Source organism: Ruminococcus sp. RTP21484sp1_RTP21277st1_D2_RTP21277_210401, from assembly GCF_040924225.1.
Taxonomy (GTDB): Bacteria; Bacillota; Clostridia; order Lachnospirales; family Lachnospiraceae; genus Blautia_A; species Blautia_A faecis.
This window is the reverse complement of the sequence record NZ_JBCOMJ010000004.1, coordinates 115,335-129,257: the sequence shown is the minus strand read 5'-3', so window position 1 is coordinate 129,257 and position 13,923 is coordinate 115,335. Positions and strand designations below refer to the sequence as shown.

Below are 13,923 nucleotides of genomic sequence, written 5' to 3'. Positions count from 1 at the left end.
AACTATTTGAATGCAGATATAAGAAAAGAAGACCCGTATCACAGGCCTTCTTTAATAAGCTTACCATCTTTTAAATGCAGAATTCGCTGATTGCTGCTCCCTCTGAACTGAAGGGAGAGGTTTTTCAATTCCTGAATAAACTCTCCGTCTACCAGAACGTCGATGCAGGAAAGCATCCGGTCTGTAAAAGGAGTGTAGATCTTACCTCCGGGAACCATATCTTTGTCAAAAAGATATCCACTGTAACACCAGATGGATTTATCCGGAAAGGTACGCCTGATCTCTTCCAGAAGCTCTGTCAGAACAGGCTGATTCTCTGGCTCGAATGGCTCGCCGCCGAGTAGGGAGAAGCCCTCTATATAAGACGGAGCAAGCAGCTCCAGGAGCTTATCCTGAGTCTCCCGGGTAAATGGCTTACCGTAGTTAAAATCCCACGTAGGTGCGTTAAAACAGCCCTTACAGTGGTGCCTGCAGCCAGATACGAACAGGCTTACACGCACGCCTGTGCCGTCTGCTATGTCGTAGGATTTAATGTTTCCGTAGTTCATAACTGATTCCTCTTTTCCTCCTGTGCCTGATAATCAAATACACACATCTTGCAGAAAACCCGGAAACCATTACTTATTACAGATGTAATACACGATCCTTGATCTCCTGGGTACGTCCCTGGTTCCAGAACTGGGTACCGATGTATCCGCAGGTTCTTCTGGCAACGCTCATCTTGTCCTGATTGCGGTTACCGCAGTTCGGGCATTCCCAGATCAGCTTGCCGTTCTCGTCTTCTTTGATCTGGATCTCTCCGTCATATCCGCAGACATCACAGAAATCACTCTTGGTATTCAGCTCTGCATACATGATGTTATCATAGATAAACTTCATAACAGAGAGAACTGCCGGAATATTCTGCTTCATATTCGGAACTTCCACGTAGCTGATGGCTCCTCCTGGAGAAAGCTTCTGGAATTCAGACTCGAATTTCAGCTTGGAGAATGCGTCGATCTCCTCAGTAACGTGAACGTGATAGCTGTTTGTAATATAATTCTTATCCGTAACTCCTGGAATGATGCCAAAACGCTTCTGAAGACATTTGGAAAACTTGTATGTGGTGGATTCCATCGGAGTGCCATATACAGAGTAGCTGATGTTCTCAGCTGCCTTCCACTGGGCACATTTGTCATTGAGGCGCTGCATAACCTTCAGCGCAAACGGACGAACCTCAGGGTCTGTATGAGGCTTTCCGTACATTCTCATGCACATCTCATGGAGACCTGCATATCCAAGTGAGATCGTAGAATAGCCGTCATAAAGAAGCTTGTCAATGGTCTCACCCTTCTTAAGCCGTGCAAGAGCACCATACTGCCACAGGATCGGGGCAACATCGGAAACTGTGCCAAGAAGACGCTCATGTCTGCAGCGGAGTGCTCTGTGGCAAAGCTCCAGGCGCTCCTCCAGAATCTCCCAGAACTTATCAAAATCGCCGTCTGAGGAGCAGGCTACATCTACAAGGTTAATGGTAACAACACCCTGGTTAAAACGACCGTAGAACTTGTAGGAACCGTCCGGGTTCTTCTGTTTCTCCTCAACGGTAAGGAAGGAACGGCATCCCATGCAGGTGTAAACATTGCCGTTTTTTAACTGGCGCATGATCTTGGCTGAGATGTAATCCGGAACCATACGCTTGGCAGTACATTTCGCTGCAAGCTCTGTGAGGTACCAATATTTGGAATCCTCGTGGATGTTATCCTCATCCAGCACATAGATCAGCTTCGGGAATGCAGGTGTGATCCACGCACCGCGCTCGTTCTTAACACCCTGCATACGCTGCTTCATAACTTCCTCGATGATCAGTGCAAGGTCATCACGGGTGCGTCCCTCCGGAACTTCATCAAGATACATGAAAATCGTTACAAATGGTGCCTGTCCGTTACAGGTCATAAGAGTGATCAGCTGGTACTGGATCGTCTGGATACCACTCTGGATCTCATCCTTCAGTCTGCGTTCCGATACCTTCTGGATGATCTCATCATCAAGAGGCTCACCGCAAGCCTTACGTTCCTCGATTACCTTGTTACGGATCTTCTGGCGGCTGATGTCTACAAAAGGAGCCAGATGGGCGAGAGAGAAGGACTGTCCGCCGTACTGATTGCTGGCTACCTGTGCGACGATCTGTGTGGTAACGTTACATGCGGTAAAGAAGCTGTGAGGCTTCTCAATCAGTGTCTGGCTGATAACCGTGCCGTTCTGGAGCATATCCTGCAGATTGATCAGGTCACAGTTATGCTCACGCTGTGCGTAGTAATCGGAATCATGGAAATGAATGATTCCCTCGTCGTGAGCCTTTACGATCTCCTCAGGAAGAAGAACACGCATGGTCAGGTCCTTGCTGACCTCGCCTGCCATGTAATCACGCTGGGTAGAGTTAATAGTAGGGTTCTTATTGGAGTTCTCCTGCTTGGCATTCTCATTAATCTGGTCAAGAAGAGCAAGGATGCTGTCGTCTGTGGTATTGGACTTGCGGGTAAGCTCTCTCTTGTAGCGATAGCGCACATACTTCTGTGCAACCTCATAACCGCGCATCTCCATAATGCCGGTCTCTACCATATCCTGAATATCTTCCACATTGACAGCGTGGGAGGATTCAAGGGCACGGGTGGCAATCATATCAGCAAGCGCAGTGATCTGGTAATGACTCAGCCTGTGAAGCTTGGGAACCTCCTCATTCGCTTTTTCAACGGCGTTGATGATCTTCGCCTTATCAAAAATAACTTCCACGCCATTTCGTTTAATGACGTTTGCATTGACCTCAGTACTCATTCTTTCAAATCCCTCCATATATTGTGTTTAAATCTTTAATTACATACTAGATGTTGTGCACTATCAATATTACAGTATTCTACAGAAAAGTCAAGGTCAAAACCATTGATTTTAAAAATCTGTGAAATGTGCTGAATTTTCGTCAGCAGGACAGAAGAATCATTCGGTGATCTCCGGTATAGAGTTCCTGAAATGTGCGGAATCATCGGGGTTATTCCGTATGTGAAATTTTACCGTACACAATAAAACAGTTACTGGATGACCAGTAACATGTTTTGTATGATTTCGCGCCGCAGCTGTGAACAATGTTCACAAAAACACCTGGCGGAATACTGCCTTCTGAATAGTTACGGGGCATGAACAAAGGGCTGCCCTGGGCAACCCTTTCTCGCGTCCGCATCTTCCTCTATTATACTTGGAAAAAAATAAAAATCAACCCTTGACACCACCAGAAGTGAGTCCTCCAACCAGATTTTTTTCAATTCCGACGAACAGAATTACAACTGGAACAATTGCATAGAGGGAAGCAGCAAACAGATACTGCCACTCGATCATATTGTAACCGTTGAAAATATTGATACCAACGGTGAGAGGCTTGAAGGTATCAGTGGAGATCAGTGTCAGTGCCACTGTATATTCGTTCCAGGCGTTGATAAATACGAAAATAAGCGCTGTAACGATACCAGGTGCAGCAACAGGCAGAAGGATCCTTAAAAGGGCATGTACGCGGTTACAGCCGTCAATAGTGGCAGCCTGCTCCATCTCAGGGGAGATGCTCAGGAAAGTACCGCGGAGCAGCCAGATAGCAAATGCCTGGTTAAATGCTGCGTTGATAAAGATCAGGCCGATAATGCTGTTGGTAAGATGGAACGCCATCATAACCTTGTAGATACCGATGAGAAGTACAACCGGTGCGAACATCTGGGAGACAATAACAAATCCCAGAAAAGCAGTCTGGCCTTTGAATTTCATTCTGGACAGGGCATAAGCAGCTGGGATACCGCAGACCATAGCCAGAAGAGTGGAGCCTCCTGCGATCACAATGGAGTTCATCATGTAATTGCTCATGGGAGCCAGCTTCCATACGTCTGTGAAGTTGGACCAGATGGCCTCAACAGGGAAAATAGTTCCATTCATGGAAAAGATTTCCGCGCGGCTTTTAAGAGCAGTACATACAGTTACAAAATATGGGTATAAAGTTATCAGACAGATGGCGATGATCACTACATAGAGCAATACACGCAAAACTGTGTTTCTGGTATTTTTTTTCTTAACTGAAGCATTGGTGTTTGCCATATTATTCGTCTCCTTTCTTCAGTACGGAAACCATGTACAGGCTGGCGCAGAAAAGAAGAATCAGGAAGCCGATAACAGATACGGCTGCTGCCTGTCCCTGTTTGCCATTGTAGAAGGCCAGTTTGTACAGATAGGTAACCAGGGTGTCGGTACGGTTGGCAGGGTCACCCTTGGTGATGGTCCATATGATCGGAAAAGAGTTAAATACGTAGATAATGTTCAGGATGGTACTGATGGTAAGATTCGGACGTACCAGCGGGATGGTGATCTGGAACATTTTCTGCCAGTAGCTGGCTCCGTCTACGGCTGCTGCCTCATAGTAGCTGGCATCAATACTCTGCAGACCGGAAAGTACGGTAAAGGTTACAAATGGAATGGTAACAAAAATACCGCAGGCAATTTCCCAGGCGAAATAAGCACCGGCAGTAGGAGTCCAGTTCACAGCGTGGTCAATAATGCCAAGCTTCATCAACAGTGTATTTAAGGTACCGTAATCTGTGTCGATGATGAATTTCCAGATACTTGCCTGAACGATCAGGGTTGTGGCCCATGGGAAAACAACAACGGCACGTGCAAGCTTACGGCCTTTAAATTCATTGTTGAGGAGGATCGCAAGGATAAATCCAAGGAGTGTGGAGATGCCGACTACGGCAACGGTCCACACAAGGGTGTTTTTCAGCACCATGGCAAAAACAGGGCTGCTTGTTACCTTGCGGAAATTTTCCAATCCGGCGAAGCCTTTGATCAGACCAGCTTTGCTGACGTCGCTTAAGGCCATACGGAATACAAAGATAATAGGAACCAGGATGAAAATTGCCATGAGAAGGACACTTGGCAGGATCCATATATATGGTTCCACTTTTTTGAATTTTTTCTTCACAGGGATACCTCTCTTTTTATAAAAATAGCGTTGACGCTGCGCAGACAAGCACAGAAAACGGCGTTTGTTACGCAGAAAAACAGAACCTTCTTGTGACAAATACAAGAAGCAGCGTTTGCTTCGCAAAAAGGTGGAACCTTCTTGTGCCTGGCACAAGAAGTAGCGTTTGCTTCGCAAACTTAAAAATGGACCGGACCCGTAAGTCCGGCCCATTATCTTCCTCGTAATGGGAAAAACAGTGGATTAAGATCAGCCAGCGATTTCTGCCTGAAGGTCATCCAGTAATTCCTGAACGTCGCCGCCAAGAAGAGCATTCTGCTCTACGTTGATAACGCCCTGTTTTACATCTGCCCATTCTGCTTTCGCTGTTGGATAGAATTTACAGCTGTCTAAGATATCAATCCAGCTTGCCATATCTTCGTTAGCTGCTGCGAGAGCCTCGCCGCCGGACTTGGTTGCCGGAAGGAATCCCTCCATGTCAACCCACTCTGTATAACGGGCATCATCATAGAAATAATCAAAGAATGTGGAGATAGCAGCTTTCTCATCATCTGAGTAGTCGTTATCGAAGCACATGAAGCGGTCCATAACACCTGCAGATACAGACTCGCCTGTATTGGAAGGAATGGAAGCAACGCCGTAGTTTACTTCATTTCCGCCTGTAGCAATGTAGGTAGGTAAGCTGTTCGGTGCGATGAGCATAGCAACCTTACCTGCGCCGAACATATCCTGCAGATCGTAACGGGTATCGTTAGCAGGATCGGTGTTTGTGTAACCGGAATTTACAAGATCGATTGCGTACTGGATTGCTTCAACGTTCTGCTCACTGTTCAGTGTCCAGTTACCTTCATCGTCAACAAATCCGCCGCCGTTGTTCCAGGTGTAGTATGCGAATGCTGCCTGACCTTCGTCAGTAGTCATATCGATACCCCATGGATAAATGCTGTCATCATAAGCTTTAAGGGCTTCACAAGCAGCTTTCAGCTCATCCCATGTAGTAGGAACTTCTACGCCTGCTGCATCAAGGATGTCTTTGTTATAGTACATAGCACGTGCAGATGCAAGATCCGGGATAGCCCATACAGTTCCGTCTACTTCAGACTGTGCAAGGAATGCATCGTACATCTTGCTGTAGGTCTCTTCAGAAACAACGTCCTGGATCGGAAGAAGGAGATCATCTGCCTGATAATCTGCGAATACGTCGATATTCAGGACATCAGGAGCTTCGCCATTGGCGATACGGGTATTTACTACGGTGTAGATATCGTTCCAGGAAACAACCTCTACGTTCAGGTTAATGTCCGGGTTTGCTTCATTAAATTCTGTCACGAAGTTCGCCCACCAGTCAGCTGTCTGCTGGCCATACTGTGCAGCAATGACGTTTATGTCTACTTTGTCTGCGGCGGATGCGGTGACCGGAGCCATGGAGAGAGCCATTGATAAAGCTGCGCCTGTTGCTAAAACCTGTTTCATTTTCATAAGTATTACCTCCCTTTAGATACGAGTTGAGGCATTCCATAGATACATCCTTGTACCAAATGGAGTGCCTCTCTGTAGAAAATAGCATACAACAAAAACAGTCAGATGTCAACAGAAATTGGTGAAAAAAACAATGAAAAATATCAAAAACAAAGAAAAACACAACGAAATACACAAAAGAAAAAACAAAAAACCACAAAAGCCATGGAAAAAATGTAGAGAGTAGAATAAAATAACAGATAATTTATAAAAAATTATACAAAAAACGAGAAGTATAGTACGAAATCATACAAATCAGGATTTCTTTGCTCACGAAGAAATTACGATAACCAGGATTTGGTTAAAATGTGGTTTGACATTTCAGGGGCGGATATTATACAATCATATTTAATCGAAAAAAATTCAGGAAAGGAGTATGCGGCAGTCAAAAAGAACTGAGAGGGTAAGCCCTGAGGGCATGCACTGCTGCAGAACATAAAATGGAAGAATTATACGCTGCAATTGAGAAAAAAATCAAAGCTTCCGGTTATCCGCGTGAGATTTCCGGTGCAGATGTGTATGATGATATCTGCGACCAGATCGAGGGAAAAGAGAACGGAAGCTATATTCTGCTGTCCAAGTTTGAGGATGATGTAATCTTTGAGTATCATATCACGGTAATGGATGATGATTTTAATCTCGGGGTTCTTACCATGCGTACGCCTGAGGGAGTATTTGAGACCGATTTTGATGAATAAAAGAACTATAAACAAACATAGAAAGCGTGCATAAAATGAAAGTATTGGAAATTATTTTGCCCGTACTGGTAATGATCCTTCTGGGTATGGCCTGCAAGCGGCTGAAACTGCTGGATCAGAATGGAATTAACAATATGAAGCTTCTGGTGACCCAGATCATGCTTCCTGTAGCAATTTTCCATGCCCTTGCTACGGCAGATTATAATAAAGAAACCGGAATTCTGGTTGGAATCATGTTTGTAATGCTGGTTGTTTCCTTTAGCATCGGTTTTTTACTCCGCCCGCTTATGCCGGCAGAGCGTTACCGGAAATATCTGCCCTTTATGGTCAGTGTATACGAAGGCGGTTCCATGGCCTATCCTTTATATACCAGCCTTTGCGGAGCGGAGAACCTTTCCCAGATCGCTGTGCTGGATATTGCAGGTCTTCTGTTTGGCTTCAGCGTCTATATGGGAATGCTCGGACAGGTGGAAAACGGGGAAAAGATCGATCCGGGAAAACTGTTTTCCAGTGCAATACGTACACCGGCGTTTATTGCAAGTGTGTTGGGAATCATTGCCGGACTTACCGGTGTGGTGCAGAAGCTTCTTGCCGGACCGTTTGCAGGTACCTATACAAGTGTGGAGAGCATTCTCACCACTTCCATAACCTCAGTTATTCTGCTGGTGGTAGGATTCAGCATTGAATTTGATAAGAAACTTTTTTCCCCATGTATCAGGACCATTGTACTTCGTATTCTTCTTCAGGCAGTCATGATCGGGGGAGTGCTGCTGGCAATACATTACATAGTGGGAGATCATCTGCTTTTGAACCTTGCAGTGATCAGCTACATGTCCGCTCCAGCCACATTCAGTATGCAGACCTTCCTGAAGAGTGAGGATGGAAGCGCTTATGTTTCCACCACCAATTCTCTGTATTGCCTGGTATCCATACTGGTGTATGTGGTCATGGCATTTGTAGTTTATTGATGCAGAAAAAGAAAGCTTCAGACAGTATCATTTTTGATATTGTTCTGCAGCTTTCTTTTTTTGTTGGATTCAGGGAAAATATACTGCAAAGTGGGGCGTGCAGATTGCGGGAATGATTTTTCAAATACGCTCCAGAGTGTGTCTGCATGAAACCTCTCTGCTTTGCTTATGGATGAGAAACGGCTGTTTTCTGTATGCGCAGCATAATTTTTGCAGTAAAAACACCATTTTCATAAGTGAAGCTGCTGTCTCCTCCGTTTTTTTCTGCAATGTGGCGGACAGACTGGATTCCCACTCCGTTTCCGGGACGCTTGGACGACTGGAAAATATGATTTTTCTCCTGTATTTTCCCTTCAAAGGTATTTTCCACCTGGATCAGGAGAAGGTGCTTATGATGAAGGTAAACCTCTGCATGGATTCTCCTGTTGAAAGGCTTTGCTTTCAGGCTGGCTTCCAGAGCATTTTCCAGAAGGTTGGAGAGAACCAGGCACATATCGATCTGGTCTATGGAAATGTGGGCTGGCAGAGCTGCATTTGCCTGGAAAGGAATGTTCTCCCGTTTTGCCAGAGCGGCATAATGGCTGATCACGCTGTCAGCCGCCTGGTTTTCACAAAAATGCAGGTTGTAGTCTGGGATTTTACTGTTTGCATTGGAAAGATATTCTTTTATTTTTTCCAGATCTCCCTTTTCAGCCAGGGAAGAAAGCTGCAAAAAGTGATGGCGGATATCATGTCGTGCCTGCCTTGCCTCCTCTATGGCAGAGCAAAGGTTCTCATATCGTGCCTGCTGAAGGGAGAGAAAATGATTTTCCTGCTGAAGCCTTACATTTTTATTCAGGCTGTTGGCCATCATAAGAAACATTGTGTAAAACAGCATGAGAATTACAAGAAGCATCAGGCTGATCACAATGTAGCCCTGCAAAATACGTCCAGTATACAGAGTTCCCTCATATTTGGGAATCATAAAGAGATTCAGACCTATAAAAATCAGTGGCAGTATCCAGAAAACATACCAGGTCTGGGCTAAATTTTCGTCATCGATCATAGTGCGGGCTGCATGGGAGGCCGGGTACCAGGCGGCAGCAACGAACAGAAGACATATTACATTGTAAAAAATACCGGCACTGGTGTGAAACCAGATTTCTGTTTCTGGAAGTCCAAGTCTTTCTGCCACAATGGCATTTACTGCTCTGGAAAGGCTGTTTACACAGGCAAAGACCGCACATACTGCCAGAAAAATGCTGCCGGATTTCCAGATAGAGATAGTCAGGCTTTTGTGATAGATCAGCATCAGTACCAGCAGAGTGGGAAAAAGCACTGAGCTGGTAGGGATGTTAAGAAAGTAACAAAATCCTCCTTCCAGGAGACAGATTCCTGCCAGAAGAGGTGCAAGCCATGCAGCCAGTCTGCCGGGCGGTTGTTTCAGATATGTCTGTACCGGCAGATAGGCAAGGAACAGACCAGAAATCATTACCGTAAGCTCCAGAACAGGTCTTAATATAGTATTCATATTCAATGTCCCCTTTGAAACAGAAAATCCATAAAAGTCTGTCTTGCATTTTTAACCAGCTTCCGGCTGACGGAAATCCGGGTTTCATCGTCCAGGATAAACAGGGCTCCATCAAAATCAACAGCATGCTCCAGATTGATTACAACGCCTCTGCTGCAAAGATAAAATCTTGAATCCATTTTCAGGGATGCAGTAAAGGCTTCGAAGGACTGGCGGGTGATCAGCTCTTTGCCGCCGGTAGTGTGAATATGGATCATATGGGAAAAATGTTCTGCGTATATAATATGTCGAAACGGAACCTGTACATTGCTTCCATTTACTTTTATATCTATGTATTTTCCGGAATCCGGGATCCGGGAAAGAACCTCATCGATCAGGTCTGAAATCTCATTTTCGGGATATGGCTTCACAAGGTAGTGCATGGCACGGACCTTGAACCCATCCAGAGCATGATCCGTAGAAGTGGTAGTAAAAATTAAAAGTGCATCTGAGTCAAATATCCGAAGCTCTCTGGCAGTCTCGATCCCATTTGCACCACTCATGTAGATGTCCAGAAAAACGACGGTGAAAGGACGTTCCTTTGCCGCAATAAGAAAATCTTCTCCATTTTCAAATTCAAATAAATTTACGTGAATCCCACGTCTGGAAAGCTGTTTCGTCAGTACGTCTGCGAGTTTGTCACGCTCTTCTTTAATGTCATCAACAATTGCAATTCTCATAATGGTTTCCTTTGTTTTGTGATAGGTTTATTATAATACCATTCGTGCCATTTTCCAACACTTCGTGACAGAATTATTGAAATAGGATGTGGTTTAATTATAATAAACCTATGACTATTAAATCTGGTACCATTTAATTTCGTTTGCATCCATATGAAGCGGGAAGCTGCTGCCATCTCCTTTATAGACGACTGTATCCTGTGGTTCGTAAGTATTGTTTACGACACAGTACTTGCCATTCTTTACATAAGCGTGGACCTCTACATTATAATTGGTGGAATACCATCGGTTCAGTTCGTTCTCTGCAGATGCAGACCAGAGAACCGCACGGTAGAGTACACGGCTGTTTCTGAAGCTGTATGGAAGTCCGCTGATGTAAACACCGCGGCCTTTTCCAAAGGTTTTTACTGCCATCTGAACCTCATGGTCATTCTGGATCAGAATCTGGGTTTCCGGAAGTGCAAAAATATTCTTTTTGCCCTCGCCGAAGTCCACATCACCTTCTGCGTCAGCCAGAATAAAGTGGTCTCTGTGTTCCTCCCAGTTGTATTTATCGGTATTTAAATTGAAGCCTCTTTCTTCTTCCACACCCAGTACATCATCCAGCTGGAAGAATTTTCCCTGCCACTGATGGGCTGCAGGCTCGCCAACTCCGATGAAACCACCGCCATTGTAAACGAACTCCTTTACAGCAGTAATAATGGTCTCATTTACCCAGTACTCGCCGCCGCTTTGTGCAGTATCCGAATCCCCTACATTGATCACAACATCAAATTTTTTCAGCAGATCCTTATCTGCCAGAATATCATCAAAACTGATAAAGGATACATCAAAGGGTGCACCGCTTAATGCCTCAATAATGCCAAAGTAAGAGTAATTCTGTTTGTAATAAATTGCGTGATGTACCATATGATTACCCCAGGAGCGCATGCGGCCCCAGCAGTTTAACACAGCAACACGTTTCACGCAGTATGGAGTCACACCCTGGATATTATCATAAAGGGTGCGGAATTCCTGGCAGACCTCTTTAATGTACTGGACAAAATCCGGGAACTGAAGAGCCAGCTTCAGATATCCGCCATAACCAATTCTCTGGATGGGGCTTCTGAGAATGGCACGCCTTGCAGTTACCCAGTTTACCTTCGCCTCTTTCACCGGGTCTCCACCTTCGTGGAAGGTGTCCGGGAAAAAGTATGGAAGAAATCGTCCTTCCGTGTATTTTACATTTTTAATATCGCTGAACAGACGCAGGGTTGTACCATTTCCTACACTTCCAACCACAGCATCAAGACCGATGGAAGCAAACTCATCCATAAATGGCTCCATGCCGATCCAGTGGTCACCCATGAACATCATGGCTTCTTTGCCATATTCATGGACAATGTCTACCATTTCCTTTGCAAGCTTCGCGACCTCGCGGCGCTGGAATGCCTGGAAGTCCTTGAATTCCTTGGATGGAATGCGGTAGGTATTGTTCATGTAGCCCTGGTCGATAATGTATTCCGGGCGGAATGGATAGCCGACCTCTTTTTCGAACTGCTCCAGCACATATGGACTGACAGATGCGGAATAACCGAACCAGTCCACATATTTCTCCCTTGCCAGCTCATCAAAGATCAGGGTGAACTGATGGAAAAAGGTGGTGAAGCGTACCACATCCACATACTGGTGGGTATCAAGGAATCTGCGGAGGCGCTCCAGGGAATGAGCTCTTGTTTTTGGCTGGCGCACATCAAAGGTGATCTGCGGCTCTACATCTTTCCAGTCGTTTACCACTGCATTGTACATATGTACCGGATCCCACATAATATAAGCCAGGAAGCTGACGGTATACTCATGGAACGGTTTTACAGGTGTAATTACCACATTTCCGCTCGCTTCTTCATAATGCCACTGACTTGCCGGAACCACTTCTCCTGTGGTACGGTCGATCACTTCCCACCACTTTGTGATATCATCGCGTGTGTTCACCTTCAGCATATCCGGGTACAGGTGGTCCATAAGGTGGATCTCCAGTTTGTCTGATGTTGCGGTGTGGAAAGAACTCATAATGTACATTTGCTGGATCTCATCCGGATTAGCCTTTGCCCAGGCATTGTCCTTTCGGGTGGTGTAGTAGGTAGCGTAGATTTTCGCACCGGTGTCCTTCAGCTCCTGTGGGAATTCGGTTCCATCACAGTCACGGATGGCATCTGCGCCCCACTCATTCATAATATCCAGTGTTTCCTTTACCACATCCAGGTTGGTAGGAATGGTAACTCTGCCTTTTCTCTGTTCCATTTTGCGACCTCGCTTTTCTCTTTTTTATTTACAAAGGTTGTTAATATTGTTTGATAGTTGTTTTTTCTGTAATATAAGAATACGTTTTTGACAGCTGTTTTTCAACAGAGTTGTTGCTATGGTTTTTAGAAATCTTGCTGTATTTTCCGTTTCATGGTACTCTAAGTGTGCGAGTGTTTATTCCTTGTTGTTTGAAAACACTGTATTCGAAAGATCGGGAGCTGACAGCGCGGACAACAAACTATAGTTTATGATACATAAGGAGAATCTATGAGTACACGTTCCTTTTCTTTTTCCAATGATAATCCACTTTCTACAGAAGCAGTTCTGGTGAATGCCTCATCCTCCAGATACGAAGAGGACTGGCCAAGCATTTCTCATACCCATGCTTTTACGGAGCTTTTTTATGTTTCCAGAGGAAGCGGCGAATTTCTTATAGAAAATCAGCGCTTTTCCATTGCCAGGGACGATTTGGTCATTATCAATCCACATATCCTGCACACGGAAACTTCTCAGAGCGCTGCGCCCCTTTCTTATTATACTGTAGGAGTGGATGGAATCAGTTTTTCTTTCCGGGATCAGAAGGAATTCCAGATTTTCAACTGCCGGAAGATTAATACAGATCTTTTGTTTTATTTCCACTCCCTTTTTCAGGAATTAGATGAAAAAAAAGAGGGTTATGAAGAGATTTGCAGACACACGCTTTCCATTCTTATTACCCAGCTTCGCAGGATTACAGATTCCGGCTTCCAGCTGGTGCCTTCTTTTCATCCAAGTAAAGAGTGTGCACAGATCAAGCGCTATCTGGATTCCAACTATTGGGAGGATATCAATCTGGATCAGCTGGCTTCATTAAGTCATCTGAATAAGTATTATCTAAGCCACGAGTTTACCCGATATTATGGGATTTCTCCCATTAATTATCTGAACCGGCGCAGGATTGAGGTTTGCAAAAATCTTCTGGAAAATACAGATCACGATATTTCTGACATTGCCCATCTTGCAGGCTTTTCTTCCCAGAGCTATCTGGCGCAGAGTTTTCGGAAATCTTGCGGTATGACGGCTATGGAGTACAGACGAAGCAGGCGTGAATAAACAGAGATATTATTTCCGCGAGGCGTTTTTTGTGAACAAGGTTCACAGAAAACCCGAGAATTGCGGCACGAAATCATCCTGCGTCAATATAGCAGATACTTAATTTTCGATGTACTAGTCACGGAGTGACCAGTAACGTTTTGGC

11 protein-coding genes and 1 pseudogene are annotated in these 13,923 nt (G+C 44.9%); 4 read left to right on the top strand and 8 right to left on the bottom strand.

The window, feature by feature from the left end; all coding sequences use genetic code 11:
• Positions 1–38: 38 nt before the first annotated feature.
• The 5 genes from nrdG to AB5706_RS04515 form a co-directional block, all read right to left on the bottom strand.
• On the bottom strand, positions 39–548 hold the full coding sequence (nrdG, locus tag AB5706_RS04535) for an anaerobic ribonucleoside-triphosphate reductase activating protein (RefSeq protein ID WP_148462015.1): 510 nt from the start codon (positions 546–548) through the stop codon (positions 39–41).
• Between the two features lie 76 nt (positions 549–624).
• Complete coding sequence (gene nrdD, locus AB5706_RS04530) at positions 625–2,814, bottom strand: anaerobic ribonucleoside-triphosphate reductase (RefSeq protein WP_173717773.1); 2,190 nt, start codon at positions 2,812–2,814, stop codon at positions 625–627.
• A gap of 432 nt (positions 2,815–3,246) precedes the next feature.
• The gene (locus AB5706_RS04525) at positions 3,247–4,110 is read right to left on the bottom strand and encodes a carbohydrate ABC transporter permease (protein ID WP_118578072.1); all 864 of its coding nucleotides are present in this window, start codon (positions 4,108–4,110) and stop codon (positions 3,247–3,249) included.
• Position 4,111: 1 nt separating this feature from the next.
• Positions 4,112–4,990, bottom strand: a complete 879-nt coding sequence (locus AB5706_RS04520) for a carbohydrate ABC transporter permease (protein WP_227200503.1) — start codon at positions 4,988–4,990, stop codon at positions 4,112–4,114.
• Positions 4,991–5,239: 249 nt separating this feature from the next.
• Entirely contained in the window at positions 5,240–6,469 is a 1,230-nt protein-coding gene (locus AB5706_RS04515; protein WP_226815019.1) for an ABC transporter substrate-binding protein, read from the bottom strand.
• A 479-nt stretch (positions 6,470–6,948) separates the two neighbouring features.
• Here AB5706_RS04515 and AB5706_RS04510 point away from each other — a divergent pair, with 479 nt between their 5' ends.
• The 3 genes and pseudogenes from AB5706_RS04510 to AB5706_RS04500 all read left to right on the top strand — a co-directional run.
• Positions 6,949–7,206: a hypothetical protein gene (locus tag AB5706_RS04510; RefSeq protein ID WP_148462016.1), complete on the top strand. Its 258-nt coding sequence runs from the start codon at positions 6,949–6,951 to the stop codon at positions 7,204–7,206.
• Positions 7,207–7,241: 35 nt separating this feature from the next.
• Positions 7,242–8,174 carry an AEC family transporter gene (locus tag AB5706_RS04505; protein ID WP_173771406.1) on the top strand — a complete coding sequence of 311 codons (933 nt, stop codon included), beginning with the start codon at positions 7,242–7,244 and terminating at the stop codon, positions 8,172–8,174.
• A gap of 67 nt (positions 8,175–8,241) precedes the next feature.
• A pseudogene (locus tag AB5706_RS04500) lies at positions 8,242–8,313 on the top strand (DUF6783 domain-containing protein); the annotation flags it as partial.
• Between the two features lie 27 nt (positions 8,314–8,340).
• Here the strand turns inward: AB5706_RS04500 and AB5706_RS04495 are convergent.
• The 3 genes from AB5706_RS04495 to gnpA all read right to left on the bottom strand — a co-directional run bounded on the left by AB5706_RS04495 (position 8,341) and on the right by gnpA (position 12,683).
• On the bottom strand, positions 8,341–9,684 hold the full coding sequence (locus tag AB5706_RS04495; RefSeq protein WP_173771408.1) for a sensor histidine kinase: 1,344 nt from the start codon (positions 9,682–9,684) through the stop codon (positions 8,341–8,343).
• Positions 9,685–9,686: 2 nt separating this feature from the next.
• Positions 9,687–10,403, bottom strand: coding sequence for a LytR/AlgR family response regulator transcription factor (locus AB5706_RS04490; RefSeq protein ID WP_173771409.1), 717 nt, complete (start codon positions 10,401–10,403; stop codon positions 9,687–9,689).
• Between the two features lie 117 nt (positions 10,404–10,520).
• Positions 10,521–12,683: a 1,3-beta-galactosyl-N-acetylhexosamine phosphorylase gene (gene gnpA, locus AB5706_RS04485; protein ID WP_368365909.1), complete on the bottom strand. Its 2,163-nt coding sequence runs from the start codon at positions 12,681–12,683 to the stop codon at positions 10,521–10,523.
• Between the two features lie 270 nt (positions 12,684–12,953).
• On the opposite strand from gnpA, the gene AB5706_RS04480 reads away from it, so the two are divergent.
• The gene (locus AB5706_RS04480) at positions 12,954–13,778 is read left to right on the top strand and encodes a helix-turn-helix domain-containing protein (RefSeq protein WP_173771413.1); all 825 of its coding nucleotides are present in this window, start codon (positions 12,954–12,956) and stop codon (positions 13,776–13,778) included.
• Positions 13,779–13,923 lie beyond the last annotated feature (145 nt).